The organism is Sphaerisporangium melleum (assembly GCF_014646695.1).
Lineage (GTDB): Bacteria > Actinomycetota > Actinomycetes > Streptosporangiales > Streptosporangiaceae > Sphaerisporangium > Sphaerisporangium melleum.
Window position 1 is genome coordinate 35,941 of the sequence record NZ_BMNT01000017.1, and the last position, 18,094, is coordinate 54,034.

Here is an 18,094-nt window from a genome sequence, read left to right on the forward strand (position 1 = left end):
CCCGCCGCGCGCGAGGCCCTGCTCGCGGCCCTGGACACCGCGGGCGCCGACCCCGCCCGCCTCTACGGCGCGGCCCGGCAGGCGCGGCTGCTGCTCGAACGGGCGCGCGGGGAGGCCGCCGAGGTGATCGGCGCCCGGCCGGACGAGGTGTCGTTCACCTCCTCGGGGACGCAGGCCGTCCACCTCGGCGTGCTCGGGACGCTGCCCGGCCGCCGCCGCGCGGGGCGCCGGGTGGTGGCGAGCGCCGTCGAGCACTCCAGCGTGCTGGCCGCCGCCGCGGCGAACGAACGCGACGGCGGCACGGTGGAGCTGGTCGGGGTGGACATCACCGGCCGGGTCGGCCCGGCGGAGTTCGGCGCGGCCGTGGCGGCGGAGGGCACGGCGCTGGCCTGCCTGCAGACCGCCAACCACGAGGTCGGCACCCTGCAGCCGGTCGCCGAGGCGGCGCAGGCGTGCCGCGCCGCCGGAGTGCCGCTGCTGGTGGACGCCGCTCAGACGCTCGGGCGGCTCCCCGTGCCGGCGGGCTGGTCGGTGCTGGCCGCCAGCGCCCACAAGTGGGGCGGGCCGGCCGGGGTGGGGCTGCTCGCCGTCCGCAAGGGCGTCCGGTGGCGCTCCCCGCTGCCGGAGGACGAGCGGGAGCGTGGCAGGGTGCCGGGCTTCGAGAACGTGCCGGCGATCGTCGCCGCGGTGGCCGCGCTGCGCGCCGCGGTGGCCGAGGCCGAGACGGAGAACGCGCGGCTGTCGGCACTGGTGAGCCGCATCCGCGAGAGCGTGCCGCGGCTGGTGCCGGACGTGGAGGTGGTGGGCGACCCGGAGCTGCGGGCGCCGCACATCGTGACCTTCTCCTGCCTGTACGTCCCGGGTGAGGCGATTCTGACCGAGTTGGACAGGGCCGGCTTCGCCGTATCGTCCGGCAGTTCGTGCACGGCGAGTACGCTACGACCATCGCACGTGTTGGAGGCGATGGGGGTGCTCACGCACGGCAACGTCCGGGTGTCGCTGCCCCGGGGCGCCTCCGAGGCGGACGTCGACCGGTTCCTCGGCGCCTTGCCGGGCATCGTCCGGCGCGTCCGCGAGAGCGTCGGGGTGCGGTCCTCGTAAAAGGCCCCGGCCGGGGTGTGGCGGGGAGGGCGTGTGACGGGGAAGGCGAAGGTGGAACGGTGATGACAGGCTCGCAGCACCAGCAGACCACGGGGGCGGCCCAGCCACCGGCGGCGCTGACGATCGACGCCCTGGGGCGCAAGTGCCCGATCCCGATCATCATGCTCGCCGAGCGGATCAACGAGGTGCCGCTGAACGCGACCGTGGCCGTGCTGGCCGACGATCCCGCCGCGTTCACGGACGTGCCGGCCTGGTGCCGGTTGAAGTCCCACCACCACGCCGGGACCTACGAGCTGCCCCAGGGCGGCTGGGCGATCCACGTCCGCCGCAACTACTGACCGGGCACGTCCGGCGAAGAGACCTTCCGCGTCCCGGGCGTGCTCAGGGTCCGGCGTGGCACGCCGCGTCCCGGAAGCCGGGACGCTCCCCCGGCGGGCCGCCGGAGGAGCGAAGAGGTGAACCCTGCCGATCCCCGTCCAGGAACGGATCAGGCGTAGTGGCAGACCAGGCGGGGCTCGACCTCGGCGGCGGCCTCGGCGCCGTAGGCCGCGGCGAAGCGCTCCATGAAGACCTGCTTGCCGAGCTGGTACTCCTGCCCGCCGACGTGCTCCAGCACGTAGGTGGCGGTGAGGTTGCCGATCTGGCCGCAGCGCTCCAGGGACATGCCCCAGGCCAGGCCGGACAGGAAGCCCGCGCGGAAGGCGTCGCCGACGCCGGTCGGGTCGAGCTTGCGCAGCTCGGCGCAGGGCGGGACGTGGATGCTCGGCTCGCTTTCGCGGTCGATGCGCGCGCCCTTGGGGCCGAGGGTGGTCACCCGCACGCCGACCCGCGACAGCACCTCTTCGTCCGACCAGCCGGTCTTCTGCTCGACGAGGGCCTTCTCGTAGTCGTTGGTGAACAGGTAGGCCGCGCCGTCGACCAGGGTGCGGATCTCCTCGCCCTCCATGCGGGCGAGCTGCTGGGAGATGTCGGCGCCGAACGGGATGCCGCGCTGACGGCACTCCTCGGTGTGCCGGAGCATCGCCTCGGGGTCGTTGGGGCTGATCATGACCAGGTCGAGCCCGCCGACGCGGCCGGCGACCGGCTCCAGCTCGATGAGCCGGGCCTCGGCCATCGCCCCGGTATAGAAGGAGGCGATCTGGTTGTGGTGCTCGTCCGTCGTGCACAGGAAGCGCGCGGTGTGGTGCAGCTCGGACACGTGGACCGAGGTGCAGTCAACGCCGTGGCGCTCCAGCCAGGAGCGGTAGTCGGCGAAGTCGTCGCCGACCGCGCCGACCAGGACCGGCGACAGGCCCAGGCAGCCCATGCCGAAGGCGATGTTGGCCGCGGTGCCGCCACGGCGGATCTGCAGGTCGTCGACGAGGAAGGACAGCGACACGCGGTCGAGCTGCTCGGCGATGAGCTGGTCCCCGAAGCTTCCCGGGAAGGTCATCAGATGATCGGTCGCGATGGATCCGGTGACGGCGATGCGCACGGGCTCGCTCTCCTCGTTGTCAGCTTCGTGGTGGTCAGCCTGGATGAGCCCGCCAAATATATGCCACGTGGGCGCCGCCGACGTGCGAAGCGGCGCGCCGATGATCTCCGTTGCCCCCCTCCGGCCATGCCCGCCAGTGACTCGGGGTGGGGGAGGCACGCCGCTGACCTGCGGCGCCGTGCCGCCGGGCCGTCCCTCCCCTATGGGGTCCGGGGATCTCGCCGCGGCGCCCCGCCGTCGTGCGCGTGAGGACGGGCGGAGGTGAGCGAAGAATGTCGCCCTGGTGACACCGCCGGGCCGGCCCGCGCGAGTCGTCCCGCGCGGGCGGTGGGGCCCCGCGCGAGGCGCAGATGCCGGGTCAGGGGCCCTTGAGCGGCGCCTGGTGGGGTGCCGTGGCGGGAACCAGGGGGTTCAGGGGTACGGGAAACCACCCGAACACCTGCGGAAACACCTCAGCCCCGCTCGGCGCGCGGGCCGAACGGGGTGCGGGTGATCACGGCCGGGCGAATCGCCGCGGCCCGGGGGCGTCCCTGACTAGTTGAACGAATCACCACAGGCACACGAGCCGGTGGCGTTCGGGTTGTCGATGGTGAAGCCCTGCTTCTCGATGGTGTCGACGAAGTCGACCGTGGCACCCATGAGGTAGGGGGCGCTCATGCGGTCGGTGACGACGTTGACCCCGCCGAAGTCGGAGACGACGTCCCCGTCCATCGAGCGGTCATCGAAGAAGAGCTGGTAGCGCAGGCCCGAACAGCCGCCCGGCTGCACCGCCACCCGCAGCTGCAGTCCCTCTTCACCCTGCTGCTCCAGCAGGCTGCGAACCTTGGCCGCGGCCGCGTCGGTCAGGATCAGACCCTGCTGCGTGGTCTCGCTGCTGCTCTCAACCGTCATCTGCTGACTCCCCGTCTGCCAACGCCCCTCGGGGACGGAGGCCTGGTTCTGAGGTCTCACTTAGACGCTACCAACAGCGGGGCACCAGTACACATTCCTGTCTCACTGTGCGGTCCGTCTCACCCCCCGAGGCGGCCGCATCCATCCGGGTATGTCATGATTAGTCGTCAACTAGACGATAAGCCCCTTAAGAGGTGTAAGCCGTGACGACCCTCGATACCGGCCTTCCGCTCTTCGTCCTCGGCCAGGGCACCGACCCGCACAGCGAACGCGGCGTCGACTGCCCGGGCGAGCTTCCCGCGGCCTCCGACCCGGAGCTGGTCGCGCGTGCGGAGAAGGCCAAGGCGGCGCTCGGCGACCGGCTGTTCGTGCTCGGGCACCACTACCAGCGCGACGAGGTCATCCAGTTCGCCGACGTCACCGGAGACTCCTTCAAGCTCGCCCGCGAGGCGGCGGCCCGCCCCTCGGCCGAGTACATCGTCTTCTGCGGCGTCCACTTCATGGCCGAGTCGGCCGACATCCTGACCGCCGACTCCCAGCAGGTGGTCCTGCCCGACCTCGCGGCGGGCTGCTCGATGGCCGACATGGCGACCTTCGACCAGGTCGAGGAGGCGTGGGACGTCCTGGCCGACCTCGGCCTCGCCGACGTCACCGTGCCGATCACCTACATGAACTCCTCGGCCGACATCAAGGCGTTCTGCGGGCGCAACGGCGGCGCGGTCTGCACCTCCTCCAACGCCCGCCGAGCGCTGACCTGGGCCTTCGACCAGGGCCCCGAGGGGCCGCAGGGCAAGGCCGAGGGCGAGCGCAAGGTGCTGTTCCTGCCCGACCAGCACCTCGGCCGCAACACGGCCGTCCTGGAGATGGGCATCTCCCTGGACGAGTGCGTGGTCTACAACCCGCACCGCCCGAACGGCGGACTGACCGACCAGCAGCTGCGGGACGCCAAGATGATCCTCTGGCGGGGACACTGCTCGGTGCACGGCCGGTTCAGCGAGAGCTGCGTGGACGAGGTCCGCGAGCGCATCCCGGGCGTCAACGTGCTGGTGCACCCCGAGTGCCGCCACGAGGTGGTCACCAAGGCCGACCACGTCGGCTCGACCGAGTACATCATCAAGATGCTCGACGAGGCCCCGGCCGGATCGGCGTGGGCGGTCGGCACCGAGCTGAACCTCGTCAAGCGGCTGGCGGCCCAGCACCCCGACAAGACGGTGACCTTCCTGGACCGGACGGTCTGCTACTGCTCGACCATGAACCGCATCGACCTGCCGCACCTGGTGTGGGCGCTGGAATCGCTGGTCGAGGGCCAGGTGGTCAACCAGATCACCGTCGACCCGGACACCGCCCACTGGGCCAGGGTCGCCCTGGACCGCATGCTCGCCCTCCCCTAGCCGTCCGCGGGGCCCGCCCGGGGCGGGGCGGGCGGGGCCCGCGGACGGCCCGCACGGCATCGCCGGCCGCCGGGAACGCCTAGAGCAGTTCGTAGACGGCGCGGACGGTGATGGTCAGCGTGCTGTGTCCCGGGCTGATCGAGGACTTCTCGGCCATGACGAAGCGGGAGGGCGGCGCGTCGCCCTCTTCTTCGAGCTTCACCAGGCGGCCGAGCCGGCGTCCGGCCAGTCCGGCGTACTGCCGGGCCCTGCTCTGGGCGTCGCGGAACGCCGCGGCCCGCGCGGCCCTGACCAGCGCGGCCGGCCGGGACACCTCGAAGGAGATGCCGCTCAGGCGGGCCTCCTCCCCCACCGCGGCGACCGCGTCGATGACCGCGTCGGCGCGGGACAGGTCCCGGACGATCACCTCGGCGCCCTGGGTGGCCCGGTACCCGGTGACCTTGGGGTACTTGTCGTACTCGGCGCTGAGGGTCAGGTCGCTGGTTCGCACGTCCGCGTCGGCCACTGCGGCGGCCCGCAGCACCTGCGTGAGCTTGGCCGCCGCCGCCTTGACCCCCGCGAACGCCTCGCCCGCACGCTGCCCGCGCGCCTCCACCCCGACGTTGAGCCGCATGACGTCCGGAATCATCTGGACGGTCCCCCGCCCGGCGATGACGAGTTCGGCCGGTGTCGCCGCGTCGGCACGCGCGCGGGCGGGCGTGGGGCGCGAGGACGGCGTGGGGGTGGCGGAGACCGCGAGGGCGGGGGCCGCCTGCGCTCCGGCGAGGACGAAGGCGGTGGCCGCCAGCGCCGCACTGAACTTGGTCATGCGCACATGGCAGCACCGGGCGGCCCCGGGCGGGGCGCGCCCTCCCCGGTGACGATCGGATCTTGACCGAGCTCAGCCGGTCCTGGTGTAGCGCAGAACCGTCGCTTTGTACTCGGCCGCCCCGGCCGTGGCCAGCACGCGGGACACCCGGCCGCCGAGATCGACGACCACGGCCTCGTATCCCTCACCCTTCCTGCGCCAGGCCGCGATGCGCGTCTCGTCGTACCAGCCGATCACCCGGTCGGCGGGGAAGGCGAACCGGGCGCTCGGCCTGCCGTCGGCGGTCCACACGCAGATCTCCCCCGCCGCGCCGGGGCAGCGGCTGAGGAAGTGCAGCCCCGAGGGCGACAGGTCCTCGCCGTCCACGGTCAGCGGGCCGCCCAGCCCGGGCAGCGTGCCCGCGGCGGCGCCGTCCAGGGCGTACCACCGGACCTCGCCGGCGCCGGACGCCCAGGTGCCGACCGCCCGGCCGTCCCCGCGCCAGAAGTAGCTCCACCGGCCGACGCCGGAGTCGCGCACGCGGACGACCCGGGCCTTCTTCCGCGCCGGGTCGATGATCGCGTAGCCGTACCCCTTGGCGGTGCCGCCGGTGGCCTCGTTCAGCGTGACCAGCGCCCGGGTGCCGTCGGGCGACCACTGTGGGAAGGCCGGGTACACCGGCGCCCGGGCGATGGCGATCGTCGCCGCGGGGCCGCCCGGCCGGTCGACGACGGAGACGGTGGAGGAGCCGTCGGCGCCGTAGAGCGCGTCGATGCCGAGGGCACGCCGGCCGCCCGGGCTCATCGCGTACGCGAGGTACCCGGTGGCCGGGGTGAACCGGCCGGTGAGGCCGGCGCGGACGTACACCCGCGCGCCGTCGCCGAGGCCGTAGGAGGTCAGCCTGATCGGGTCGCCGTCGCCCTCGTGGACGGTGATCGCGCTACCGGGCAGCGTGTAGGCCCGTGTGGCGGGCGCGACGGCCACCCCGGACGGCACAGCGGCCGACCCGGACGACGCGGCGGGCGACCCGGACGACGTGACGCGGGGGCCCGGCCCGCGCCCCTGTCCGGCGGCCACCTGCGCGGTCAGGTACCCGGCCCCGGCCAGGACGAGCACGGCGGTGCCGGCCGCCAGCACCGGCACTCGCCGCCGGTGGGCCTTCCCCTTCCGCGCCGGGATCTCCCTCACCGGGACGTCCCCGGGCGAGACCTCCCGGCCCGCCCCATCTCCGGAGGAAGGCCTCCCGGCGGGGGCGTCTCGGTCCTGCTCAAGGACGTCCGGCGCCGATCCCTCGGGCGCCCTCTCCCCCTCCGCACCGCCGGTGTCCTGGGCTTCCTCGCCGAGCAGGCGCATCAGCACCTGTCCGGCGGACGGGCGGGCGGAGGGGGCCTTGGCCAGGCAGGCGGCCACGACGCCGCGCAGCGGCTCCTCCAGCGCGGTGAGGTCGGGCTCGGCGGTCATGATGCGGTGGAAGACGGCCGGGAGGCCGTCGGCGCCGAAGGGGGCGCGCCCGGTGGCGGCGAACAGCATCGTGCCCGCCCAGGCGAACATGTCGGCCGCCGGTCCGGCCGGTTCGCCGGAGAGCTGCTCGGGGGTCAGGTAGGCGGGAGTGCCGGTGACGGCCGAGGTCAGCGTCGTGGTGGCGTCCAGGGCCTTGGCGACGCCGAAGTCGATGACGCGCGGGCCGTCCGCGCCGAGCAGCACGTTGGCGGGCTTGAAGTCGCGGTGCACGATGCCGGCCCGGTGGATGGCGACGAGCGCGGTGACCGTGCCGACGGCGAGCCGCAGCAGCGCCGCGCCCGTGCGCGGCCCGTCCCGCCCGACCGCGGCGGCCAAGGTGGGGCCGTCGATGTACTCGCTGACGATGAACGGCCCGTGCTCGTCCACACCGGTCTCGATCACCTGGGCGGTGCAGAACGTCGCCACGCGGGCGGCGGCCGAGACCTCCCGGACGAACCTGTCCCGTGCCGCCTGGTCCCGGGGCAGATCGGCGCGCAGCACCTTGACCGCGACGGCGGCACCGGACGGCGAGCGGCCGAGGTAGACGACGCCCTGACCGCCCTCCCCGAGCCGGGCGGTCAGCTCGTGGCCGCCGATCCGGGTGGGATCATCACGCCGTAACGGCACCGGGTCGGGCATCACGCCCTCCTAGGCGAGGTACGGAGTCAGTGTCCCTCATTGTGGCGTGCACGCCCGCGCAGGGCTCGCTCGCCCCGGCGCAGCAGGGTGAGCAGGCTCGGCACGGTGAGGAAGCCCTCGGCGATCGCCGAGGCCAGCCCGACCTTGGGCAGGGTGCGGGTGTCGTCGTAGGCGAGGAAGCGCGGCACCCAGCGCGGACGGTACTTGGCGTTGGCCCGGTACAGCGACTCCAGTTGCCACCACCGGGAGAAGAACACCAGCGTGCACCGCCACAGCCGCAGCACCGGCCCGGCGCCGAGCCGCGCCCCGCCCTCGAACACCGAGCGGAACATGGCGAAGTTGAGCGAGACGCGCTTGACGCCGAGCGCGGTCGCCTCGGCCACCAGCCCGGCGACCATGAACTCCATCAGCCCGTTGTCGGCGTGCCGGTCGCGCCGCATCAGGTCCAGTGACAGGCCGTCGTCCCCCCAGGGCACGAAGGACAGCATGGCGGCGGGCTCGCCGGCGGCGTCCGTGGCCTCCACCAGCACGCAGTCGCCGTCGTCCGGGTCGCCGAGCCTGCTGAGCGCCATGGAGAACCCGCGTTCGGTCTCGGTGTCGCGCCAGGCGGCGGCGCGGTCGGTGATCTGGCGCACCTCCTCGGGCGACAGCTCGGCGTGCCGGCGGACGCGCAGGGTGAAGCCGGCCCTGGTCACCCGGTTGACCGCCTGCCGCACGCCGCGCATCTCGCGGCCGGCCAGGCCGAACTCGGCGACCTCGATGACCGCCTCGTCGCCGAGTTCGAGGACGCGCAGCCCCGCGCGCGCGTACGCCAGGGCCGCGGTCTCACTCGGGCCGATGGCGGCCGGCGCCCAGCCGTAGCGGCGCGCCTCGTCCATCCAGGCCTTGATGGCGGGCCCCCACGCCTCGACGTCGCCGATCGGATCGCCCCCGGCCAGGCAGACCCCGGCCACCACACGGTAGGAGACGGCCGCCTTGCCGCTCGGCGAGAAGATCACGGCGCGGTCGCGGCGGGTGGCGAAGTAGCCGAGCGAGTCGCGTGAACCGTAGGCGGCCAGCAGTTCGCGGACGCGCTTCTCGCTGTCGGGCGGCAGCTCCGCTCTGGCCCGCTGAGAGCGGAAGAGCACGGTGACGGCGGCCAGCGCGGCGACGGCGCTCAACAGGCCGATCACCGAGTTCACCCAGAACGGCGGGTGGCCGTTGCGGTAGAAGTCGAGGGTCACCACCCCGCCGAGCGCCCGCTCCAGCACCCAGGCCGCGTGGTCGCCTCGCTTGAGGGTGCCGGGGAACAGCGACACCAGCGCGTACCCGACGCCGAAGGACACCGCGAGCAGCGAGGCCAGGGTGAGCAGCGCCTTGCGGAAGGACGCGCGGCGCATCGGGGCGAAGAACTGGCCCTGCGCCGCCGCCAGCACGCCGAGGACTCCGGCCGAGACCACGAGGTTGACCTCCGCGGCGACCACCTGGCCCATCAGCGCGTACTCCTCCACCAGGTCCGGCATGAGTGACGACGAGAGCACGATCGCGAGGTTGCCCAGCACGAGCAGGGCGAAGAAGGCGACCAGCACCCAGTACGCGGCGCGCTTGTGCCGGGCCAGGGCTCCGGCGAGGATGCCGAGGAACACCGCGTAGCCGAGGTTCGGCTCGACCGGGAAGACGGCCATCTCGATGAGGCCGGTGACCGGCTTCAGCAGGTGGCGCACCGGCGCGATCAGTGCGATCACGGCCGAGTAGACCGCCGCCACGGCGATGCCCACCGACATCACCCGTGGCACGACGGCCCGCAGCCCGTCTCCCCCGTGGGCCTGTGCGGCCGCATCGGTGCGGCCGTGATCGGTCACTGCCACGCTGTTTCCCCCCGGCGATGGCTGATCTGCCGGGTGGTATACCCCGCGTTTCGCCAGGCTAAGGGGCGGATCGACCAGAGTGATCGTTTTCGTACGCGCCCTTGACGCTCGGCAGAGACGCAGGCCCCACCGACGGCGACGCCCGGGGACGCGGGGCGGTCAGATGCCGGGGGCGCCCCAGACCGGGAACCATCTCGACAGATCGGACTCGACGCGCAGTTCGCCGGCGAGCGCTCCGCGCACCTGGAGCTCCAGCGCGTTGTCCCTGCGTTCGCCGCTCAACGGCGCGAAGGGGTAGAAGGTGCCCTGCTTGTACAGGTAGACGATGGCCAGGCCGCGCCCCGCCTCGTCGGCGAAGGACACCAGCGAGCACAGCAGCGAGGGACCGAACCCGGCGGCCTCAAGGGAGGAGTTGACGCCGTGCAGGTCGGTGACCAAGGCGCTCAGGTCGTCCGGCGTACGGCGCACCAGCAGCCAGGTGTAGCCGTAGGCGTCCTGCGACCGTTCGACCTCGACGTCGCCGAGCAGCTCCCCGATGTCCTTCTGCAGCGTGGCGAAGGCGCCGCCTTCGGCCGGGCGGAAGCAGACCGAGCCGAGACCGGTCGGCGCGAAGCCGGTCGCGGCCTGCAGGGTCACCGCGGCCGACGGCAGCGCGAACAGCGCGTCGAGGTCGGGCTTCACCGGCTTGCTGCGGCCGAGCAGCGCGTCCAGCCATCCCATGGGCTTCAGGCCCCCCGGCCGAGCTGCGCGGCGATCTGGCTGAGCTGGTCCAGGCGGCGCTGCAGCGGCGGGTGGGTGCCGAACAGCGCGGCCAGGCCCGCGCCGGCCCGGCCGGAGACGGCCGGGGTGAAGAAGAAGGCGTTGAACGGCTGCGCCTCGCGCAGGTCACGGGTCGGAATGCGGGCCATCTCGCCGCTGACCTTCACCAGCGCGCTCGCCAGCGCGGAGGGCCGCTGGGTGAGCAGTGCGCCCGCCCGGTCGGCCGACAGCTCGCGATAGCGGGACAGGGCCCGGGTCAGCAGGAAGCTCACCGCGTACACGACCAGCGAGACCAGCAGGATGATGGCCCCGATCGGCGGGCCGTTGTTGTTGCCCCGGTCGCGGCCGAGCCCGGTGTAGAGCGCGAAGCGGGTCATCAGGCCGGCGACGAGGCCGAGGAAGGAGGCGATGGTCATCACCGCGACGTCCCGGTGGGCGACGTGCGACATCTCGTGGGCGATGACGCCCTCCAGCTCCAGCGGGTCGAGCCTGCGCAGGAGCCCGGTGGTCACGCAGACCACGGCGTTCTTCTGGTTGCGCCCGGTCGCGAAGGCGTTGGGCACGTCGGTGTCGGCGATCGCCACCCGCGGCTTCGGGGTGTTCGACAGGGCGCACAGCCGGTCGATCAGCCCGTGGAGCTCCGGCGCCTCCTGCTGGGAGACCTCCCGTCCGTGCATCGCGAACAGCGCGATCTTGTCGGAGAAGAAGTACTGCACCAGCAGGAGGCCCCCGGCGAGCACGAGCACCACGACCGCCTGGACCCCCAAGGCGATCAGGACGCCCACGAAGACGACGTAGAGCAGGCCGAGCAGGAACATGGTCGTGACCATGCGCACCGTCAGTCCCCGGTCGGGGGCGTACCGGGTTTGTGTCATATGGCCAAACTATCCCGGGATAAGACCGGAATCACCAAGCATGCCCCTGACTTCGTCGATCGAAGCGTCGGCAGGCGGCAAAATCAGCTCGGAGGGCTCCAGCGCGTCGTCCGGGAGCGGCTTGCCGACCTGGCGCACCTTGTCCAGCAGCGCGTGCAGCTTCACGCGGAACTGTCCCTCGTCGCCGGTCTCGATGGCGGCCTCGAGCTCGCTGTCGAGCGCGTTCAGCACGTCGATGTCGCCCTCGGCGATGTCGACCTGCCCCTCGCCCATGATGCGGACGATCACAGGCCCTCCCCCGGCTGGCGGTACTGCTGGGTCGGCTGGGCCGACTGCGACGGCTGCGCCTGCGGAGCCTGCTGCTGGCCGGGGCGGCCGGGCTCGATCGCGTCACGCGGCGCGGGGCCCTGGCCCAGCTCGGCCTTCATGCGGGCGAGCTCCAGCTCGATGTCGTTGCCGCCGCCCATGCGGTCGAGCTCGGCCTGGATGTCGTCGCCGCGCTGGCCGCTGAAGTCGTCCAGGGCGCCGCTGGCGAGCAGCTCGTCGATCGCGCCCGCACGCGCCTGCATCTGGGCGGTCTTGTCCTCGGCGCGCTGGATCGCCAGACCCACGTCGCCCATCTCTTCGGAGATGCCGGAGAACGCCTCGTTGATGCGGGTCTGCGCCTCGGCGGCGGTGTAGGTCGCCTTGATGGTCTCCTTCTTGTGCCGGAAGGAGTCGACCTTGGTCTGCAGCCGCTGACTGGCGAGGGTGAGCTTCTCCTCCTCGCCCTGCAGGTTGTTGTGCTGCACCTGCAGGTCGGCGATCTGGGTCTGCAGCCCCGAGCGCCGGCTCAGCGCCTCGCGGGCGAGGTCTTCACGCCCGACGCCCAGCGCCTTGCGGCCCTGGTCCTCGAGCTTCCTGGCCTGCTGCTGCAACTGGTTGATCTGCAACTCCACCCGCTTGCGCGAAGTGGCGACGTCGGCCACGCCCCGGCGGACCTTCTGCAGGAGCTCAAGCTGCCGCTGATAGGAGTAGTCCAGGGTCTCGCGCGGATCCTCCATCTTGTCCAAGGCCTTGTTGGCCTTGGACCTGAAGATCATGGAAAGTCTCTTCATCACGCTCATGCGCGTTGGCCGTCCCCTTCTTAGGTAGTGCTGTGCCTATGCTCCGCTCGCTGCGACGCTCGCCGGCCGTATGCTCGCCTCGCTGGCATCCATGCTCCCTCGCGCCGACTCGCAACTCCATAGGCTGCCCACTCGACGTCAGCCCCCGATTATCGCGGCAAAGTCGCGTAGGTCCACCCTACGCATAACGCACGAGGGCGTCATTAAGTTGCACCCCCGGTAGGCTGACGTCGTGTTCCGACGTCGTACGCAGGCTCCCGTGGATGACAGCGCCGCCACGTCCACCCAGACGCAGGCGAAAAGCACGGGAAAAGGCCGCCCAACCCCCAAGCGCCGCGAGGCCCAAGGCCGTCGCCGCCAGCCGGTGACCGCCCCCTCCAACCGTAAAGAGGCGTACAAGCAGGCACGCGAGCGCCAGGCCGCCGAGCGGGTCCGCGCCCGCGAAGGCATGCTCAAGGGTGACGACCGTTACCTGCCGGTGCGCGACCGCGGACCCGCCAAGAAGCTCGCCCGCGACTGGGTCGACTCACGCCGCACCCTCAGTCAGTACTTCCTCCCGGTCTCGCTACTGCTGCTGGTGATCCTCTGGACCATCCCGATGTTCGGCGGCGAGACCGGCATGCTCCTCTACTCCTACGCGATCACCATCCTGTGGCCGCTGATGATCGTCGTGGTGGCGGCCAGCGCGGTGTGGGTGTCGCAGCGGGTGAAGAAGGAGGCCGCCCAGAAGCTGCCGGAGGAGAACCTCCGCGGCGTCGGCTTCTACGCGGCCATGCGCGCCATGCAGATCCGCCGCCTGCGCTTCCCTCCGCCCACCGTCCTGCCCGGCGGCGACCCCGTCCCCCCGAAGAACTGACCCACCCCCGCCCCGCCGGCCCGGCCTGCCGCCCCCGGGGCGGGGCCCCTCTCCTGCCGACCGTGCCGCTCACACCCGGGCCGGCACAGCACTTCTCCCGGGGCCAGAGTGCCTTCATCCCGGCGCCCGGTCGGCGGGAAGTGGCGTCGCGAAGCCGACGCCGCCGCACGAGCAGCAACGCGGCCACCTCATAGCCGGGCCGGCACAGCACGCTTCCTTCCAGGCCAGGGAGCCTTCATCTGGGCACGGGTCGCGCGCTGTCACTTCATGCCCGGGCCGGCACAGCACACTTCTCGCCGGGCGAGGGTCCCTTCATCCCGGCGCCGCGTCGGCGGGAAGTGGTGCGGCGAAGCCGGCGCCGCCGTACGAGGAGCAACGGGGGCTCGCCGGGTCCGGGCTTGACTCATCGTGCCGGAACCCAGAGCAGTCGCCCTCCGGTCACGGTTGGACGCAGGCCGTCCACCACTGTTCCGGTGCGCAGTGACCGGACCGTGGCGGTGAGCAGCGCGTAGTAGGACGTCCACCGTGCTCCCGTCGCCGCCGGCGAGCCGCCGGCGTTCAGGACGCGCACCCCGCCGTCCCTGCCGTCGGCCACCGCGACCATGGGGTCCGCCGGAAGGGCCGCGCCCACGGTGGAGACGGCGAAGGGGATCAGGCCGGGGTCCCACCCGCCGGTTCCGGGGGCGGCGGGTGGCGAGGTCCGCTCGGTGCACAGCGCACGCCAGGCGTCCCGGATCTCCCGTACGCCGAGAGCCTGCCATCCGGGCAGCTCCAGCCCGCCTGGACCCGAGCCGTCGTGGCGGAGCAGCGACGCACGGAGGCTCGCGGGCAGCGGGATGCCCATCTGCGCCTCGGCGATCGCGATCGTCCGGGTGCGAGCCGGAGGTCGCAGGCGCGCGTAGGTCACCGGCGCGTGTGCCTTCAGCCACCTCTCGACGCGCAGCCACTGGCCGTCCACCGCCCGCGCGACCTTGGGATGCACCGGGCGGACCACGAACGGCCCACCCACTCGCACGCAGGAGGAAGAGGAGGCCGCCGACGGGTCGGTGGCGCTCACCGCGGCGACGGCATCCGGCCCCGGCCGCCTCTCACCCGCCCCGGCCACCGGAGAGCCCGCCGGAGCCACCGAGGTGACGGGGGAGGCCGGCGGCGTGACGGCGGCGATCGCGACCGGGGCGCCGTCCCGTACGGCGCGCACGCCGGCGACCGCGCCGGCCACCGCGACGACGCCGAGAAGGGCGACCGGGATCGCCCACCGCCTCCACCGCGACCGGCGAGGCGTCCGAGAGGACGAGGATGGGCGGGCCGCCGCCTCCCGCCGTACGTCGCCGGCCGACCGGCGTGGCACGACCTGCGCTGGACCCGCATCCGCCTCGCGCCTGGGAGGAGCCGTCACGCGGTCACGCCCGTCAGGCGCGGGCCGCTTCACGAGGGCGGGAACGGCGCGCTTCGCCGGACCGGGCACGGGAGGCGGACCGGGCGCCGGAGGCTTCGCGGCGGCGCGGCGGCGCACGGCGGCCCGCAGCACATAGGCGGCCAGGAGCACGGCCGCGCCCGCGGCGGTCAGCCCGAGCGCGCGCCGGGCGAACGCGTGAGTGATCAGTCGCCGCACCTGGGGCAGACTACCCCGAATCCGATCACCGGCCGGGGAAGGTTATCGTCAAACGCATGCAACATCGCAGTCTTGGCCGCAGCGGCCTCAAAGTAAGCGAGATCAGTTACGGCAACTGGATCACCCACGGGTCCCAGGTCGAGGAGGACGCCGCCAAGGAGTGCGTGCGGGCGGCCCTCGACTCCGGCATCACCACCTTCGACACCGCCGACGTCTACGCCGGCACGAAGGCGGAGGAGGTCCTCGGACGGGCGCTGAAGGGGGTGCGCCGCGAGTCGCTGGAGATCTTCACCAAGGTGTACTGGCCGACCGGTGACGGGCCGAACGACAGCGGCCTGTCCCGCAAGCACATCACCGAGAGCATCCACGCCTCCCTGCGCCGCCTGCAGACCGACTACGTCGACCTCTACCAGGCGCACCGCTATGACCACGAGACGCCTCTCGAAGAGACGCTGAAGACCTTCGACGACCTCGTGCGGCAGGGCAAGGTCCTGTACGTCGGGGTGAGCGAGTGGAGCGCCTCGCAGATCGCGGACGCCCTCCGGATCGCCGACCAGATGGGGTTCGACCGGCTGGTCTCCAACCAGCCGCAGTACTCCATGCTGTGGCGGGTGATCGAGGCGGAGATCGTGCCGCTCTGCGAGAAGGAGGGCGTCGGGCAGATCGTCTGGTCGCCCATCGCCCAGGGCATCCTGACCGGCAAGTACCTGCCGGGGCAGGCCCCGCCCGCCGGGTCGCGCGCGACCGATCCGCTCGGCTCCAGCATGATCGGCCGGTTCATGGACGACGACGTGCTCGGCCGGGTGCAGGAGCTCAAGCCGATCGCGGCCGATCTCGGCCTCAGCATGGCGCAGCTCGCCATCGCCTGGGTGCTGCAGAACCCGAACGTCTCGTCGGCCATCATCGGAGCCACCAAGCCCGAGCAGGTGCTCGACAACGTCGCCGCGTCGGGGGTGAAGCTCGACGCCGAGGTGCTGTCCAAGATCGACTCGGTGCTCGGCCCGATCGTGGAGCGTGACCCGGCCAAGACGCAGAGCCCCGCGTCGCGGCCGACGCGCTGATCTTCTCTCGCGCCACGGTCGCGGGGCCGCCGGACATCGCTTCCGGCGGCCCCGCGACCGGCCGGGCTCAGCCGTTCACCGCCCTGCCGAGCCGCTCGACCTCACGGGCCCGCCCCCGGAACGGCCGGGACTCGCGGAAGCGACCGCCCAGGAAAGCGAGTCGCTCGACTCCCGACGGATGCCGGGCCGAGTCGCGCCCTCTGGGACAGGTGCCGGGCCACGCCGCCCGAGGCCGGGCTCATGCCCGGCCGATTCGCTCCACCCCCGACGGATGCCGGGCCGAGCCGCTCGACGCCAGGCTCGTGCCCGGCCGGTGTGCTCGACCTCCGACGGATGCAGGGCCGAGTCGTTCGACGCGGGGCCGATGCATGGCCGAGCCGAGCGGTCGGCGCGGCCGGCGCATGAGACGACGGCACTAAGGACATGGCCGGAAATACCGAATTTCGGGCCATCGAAATTCCGATCACCGGCCCGCATCGGTCACATCGGTCTCAGGAACCACAGCGGAGCATTGACTCACTCGACGCGCAGGGACAGCGCGGCGTACTCCACTTTGTCGTCCTCGAGCAATGTGACCTGCTCGACCCCGGCGCTGAGCAGGCTCCGCCAGTTTTCTCCGAGCCATGACTCCGCATCGGCCTGACTCGGGAAGATCTCGCGCGGAAGCGGGCCATCCGAAACCTCGCCACCATTAGCGTTTTCATAACGCCAGCGCCAAGTCATGCCATACGCTCCTTTTCGCGGGGTTTGCCCAAAGCCCTCACCAGGCTGTGCAGACCCTATCTCCTGGAGTCTGCCGCAGATCTTGCCGTGTGCGCGGCGGGACCGGCCAGAGGGCGGGGAGAGCCGCGAGGATTCGCGCGACCGCGCGACAGCCGAGATTGGAGAGCGACCGATGCCGCCCATGTTCCGTCCTCCGGTGACCGCCGGACCCGGAGCCACGACGGCGCCCGGCCCGGGTCTCCCCCTTTCCGCGGCGGGCCACGGCCGGCGGGGTGCCCGCCGCGACGGCGCAGTGACGGCATAGTGAAGGTCCTGCTCTCCGGCACCGCCGGTCCGTACGGCTGGCCCGAACCCGCCTGCGGCTGCGCCTCCTGCCGCCGCCTGTCCCCCGGCCACCGCCTGCCCACCGCCGTGGTGCTCGACGACGTCGTGCGCCTGGCCCCACCGGCGGACCTTCCCCTCGCCCCGCCCGCCGACATGCCCAAGGGGTACCGGATGACGGTCACCCCCGACGGCTACGCGGTGAGCGGACCCGACCGCGGCCGGGTCCTGTACGCCGTCTCCTACGCCGCCTCCGCCGACGACCTGTCCGGGGCGCCGTCGCCGAGCTGGGCCGAGGACGCCTACGACCTGGTGCTCATCGACCTGCTCGACCGGCCCCAGCGCCTGGGCGACCTGCGGCGGCGCGGCCTGGTCACCGCGCGGACGCAGGTCGTGGCCATCCACCTGGACCACCGGCTGCCCTCCGAGGACGAGCTGCGCAGGCGGCTGTCGCTCTGGGGCGGCCAGATCGTGGACGACGGCACGATCATCGACACCCGCACTCCGGCCCCCGCACGCCCGCCCGCGCCGAAACGGGTGCTGGTGCTGGGCGGCGCGCGGTCCGGCAAGTCCGCCGAGGCCGAGATGCGGTTGATCACCGAGCCGGACGTCACCTATGTCGCCACCGGCCCGTCCGGCCGGGGGGACGACGAATGGCACGCCCGCGTCCGTGCCCACCAGCGACGGCGCCCGCCGTACTGGACGACCATCGAGACCACCGAACTGGAGTCGCTGCTGCGGTCCGAGAGCGGTCCGCTGCTGGTCGACGGCATCGGCACCTGGCTCGCCGCGGTCTTCGACGCGTGCGGCGCGTGGGACGATCCCGCCCACGACCGGCCGAGGGGCCGCAAACCAGGCCGGTTCGGCACGGCTCAGGACGCGGTCGCGGCTCGCTGCGACGACCTGGTGGCCGCCTGGCGGCAGGCCCGGGCGCAGGTGGTCGCGGTCAGCGACGAGGTCGGGCTCAGTGTGGTTCCGGCGACGGCCAGCGGGCGGGTGTTCCGCGACGCGCTCGGCCGGCTCAACCAGCGGCTGGCCGCCGAGTCGGAGGAGGCCGTCCTCGTCGTGGCCGGCCGTGTCGTCCCCCTCCCCATCTGACCCTTCGGACCCGGCTCCCACCATCCCTTCGTTCCCTCCGATCCCCTCATGCC

At 72.7% G+C, this 18,094-nt stretch carries 17 protein-coding genes; 6 read left to right on the forward strand and 11 right to left on the reverse strand.

The genetic code is table 11. The features are described from left to right. Both IEY93_RS16445 and IEY93_RS16450 read left to right on the forward strand, forming a co-directional pair. A partial coding sequence (locus IEY93_RS16445; protein ID WP_229691198.1) for a cysteine desulfurase family protein occupies positions 1-1,101 on the forward strand: 1,101 nt, incomplete at its 5' end. 62 nt (positions 1,102-1,163) lie between these two features. Further along, the gene (locus tag IEY93_RS16450) at positions 1,164-1,439 is read left to right on the forward strand and encodes a sulfurtransferase TusA family protein (protein WP_189163940.1); all 276 of its coding nucleotides are present in this window, start codon (positions 1,164-1,166) and stop codon (positions 1,437-1,439) included. A gap of 149 nt (positions 1,440-1,588) precedes the next feature. Here the strand turns inward: IEY93_RS16450 and IEY93_RS16455 are convergent, their stop codons facing one another. Next, positions 1,589-2,575 (reverse strand): carbohydrate kinase family protein, encoded by a 987-nt coding sequence (locus IEY93_RS16455; protein WP_189163941.1) that lies wholly within the window; start codon positions 2,573-2,575, stop codon positions 1,589-1,591. A 534-nt stretch (positions 2,576-3,109) separates the two neighbouring features. After that, positions 3,110-3,466 (reverse strand): iron-sulfur cluster insertion protein ErpA, encoded by a 357-nt coding sequence (gene erpA / locus IEY93_RS16460; protein ID WP_189163942.1) that lies wholly within the window; start codon positions 3,464-3,466, stop codon positions 3,110-3,112. 203 nt (positions 3,467-3,669) lie between these two features. On the opposite strand from erpA, the gene nadA reads away from it, so the two are divergent. Further along, complete coding sequence (gene nadA, locus IEY93_RS16465) at positions 3,670-4,857, forward strand: quinolinate synthase NadA (RefSeq protein ID WP_189163943.1); 1,188 nt, start codon at positions 3,670-3,672, stop codon at positions 4,855-4,857. Positions 4,858-4,936: 79 nt separating this feature from the next. Here the strand turns inward: nadA and IEY93_RS16470 are convergent, their stop codons facing one another. The 7 genes from IEY93_RS16470 to IEY93_RS16500 form a co-directional block, all read right to left on the reverse strand. Further along, positions 4,937-5,665: an SIMPL domain-containing protein gene (locus IEY93_RS16470; RefSeq protein ID WP_189163944.1), complete on the reverse strand. Its 729-nt coding sequence runs from the start codon at positions 5,663-5,665 to the stop codon at positions 4,937-4,939. A 72-nt stretch (positions 5,666-5,737) separates the two neighbouring features. Next, positions 5,738-7,783 (reverse strand): serine/threonine-protein kinase, encoded by a 2,046-nt coding sequence (locus tag IEY93_RS16475; RefSeq protein WP_189163945.1) that lies wholly within the window; start codon positions 7,781-7,783, stop codon positions 5,738-5,740. Between the two features lie 26 nt (positions 7,784-7,809). Further along, complete coding sequence (locus tag IEY93_RS16480; RefSeq protein ID WP_229691199.1) at positions 7,810-9,630, reverse strand: phosphatidylglycerol lysyltransferase domain-containing protein; 1,821 nt, start codon at positions 9,628-9,630, stop codon at positions 7,810-7,812. Between the two features lie 159 nt (positions 9,631-9,789). Next, entirely contained in the window at positions 9,790-10,350 is a 561-nt protein-coding gene (pspAB, locus tag IEY93_RS16485; RefSeq protein ID WP_189163946.1) for a PspA-associated protein PspAB, read from the reverse strand. Between the two features lie 5 nt (positions 10,351-10,355). Then, a complete protein-coding gene (htpX, locus tag IEY93_RS16490) occupies positions 10,356-11,264 on the reverse strand; it encodes a zinc metalloprotease HtpX (protein ID WP_189163947.1) in 909 nt (302 codons plus the stop codon). Positions 11,265-11,273: 9 nt separating this feature from the next. Beyond that, positions 11,274-11,552, reverse strand: coding sequence for a PspA-associated protein PspAA (pspAA, locus tag IEY93_RS16495; protein ID WP_189163948.1), 279 nt, complete (start codon positions 11,550-11,552; stop codon positions 11,274-11,276). Then, positions 11,549-12,370, reverse strand: a complete 822-nt coding sequence (locus tag IEY93_RS16500; RefSeq protein WP_203967858.1) for a PspA/IM30 family protein — start codon at positions 12,368-12,370, stop codon at positions 11,549-11,551. Before IEY93_RS16500 ends, pspAA begins: the two co-directional genes overlap by 4 nt. 259 nt (positions 12,371-12,629) lie before the next feature. Between IEY93_RS16500 and IEY93_RS16505 the strand changes: the two genes are divergently transcribed. Continuing rightward, positions 12,630-13,226: a DUF3043 domain-containing protein gene (locus IEY93_RS16505; RefSeq protein ID WP_229691201.1), complete on the forward strand. Its 597-nt coding sequence runs from the start codon at positions 12,630-12,632 to the stop codon at positions 13,224-13,226. Positions 13,227-13,629: 403 nt separating this feature from the next. On the opposite strand, the gene IEY93_RS16510 is transcribed toward IEY93_RS16505, so the two are convergent. Then, the gene (locus IEY93_RS16510; protein ID WP_189163951.1) at positions 13,630-14,838 is read right to left on the reverse strand and encodes an SMI1/KNR4 family protein; all 1,209 of its coding nucleotides are present in this window, start codon (positions 14,836-14,838) and stop codon (positions 13,630-13,632) included. A 56-nt stretch (positions 14,839-14,894) separates the two neighbouring features. Here IEY93_RS16510 and IEY93_RS16515 point away from each other — a divergent pair, with 56 nt between their 5' ends. Further along, positions 14,895-15,899 (forward strand): aldo/keto reductase family protein, encoded by a 1,005-nt coding sequence (locus IEY93_RS16515; protein WP_189163952.1) that lies wholly within the window; start codon positions 14,895-14,897, stop codon positions 15,897-15,899. 516 nt (positions 15,900-16,415) lie between these two features. Here IEY93_RS16515 and IEY93_RS16520 read toward each other — a convergent pair. After that, a complete protein-coding gene (locus IEY93_RS16520) occupies positions 16,416-16,622 on the reverse strand; it encodes a hypothetical protein (RefSeq protein ID WP_189163953.1) in 207 nt (68 codons plus the stop codon). Between the two features lie 303 nt (positions 16,623-16,925). On the opposite strand from IEY93_RS16520, the gene IEY93_RS16525 reads away from it, so the two are divergent. Further along, on the forward strand, positions 16,926-18,041 hold the full coding sequence (locus IEY93_RS16525; RefSeq protein WP_189163954.1) for a bifunctional adenosylcobinamide kinase/adenosylcobinamide-phosphate guanylyltransferase: 1,116 nt from the start codon (positions 16,926-16,928) through the stop codon (positions 18,039-18,041). The last annotated feature ends 53 nt before the right edge of the window (positions 18,042-18,094 follow it).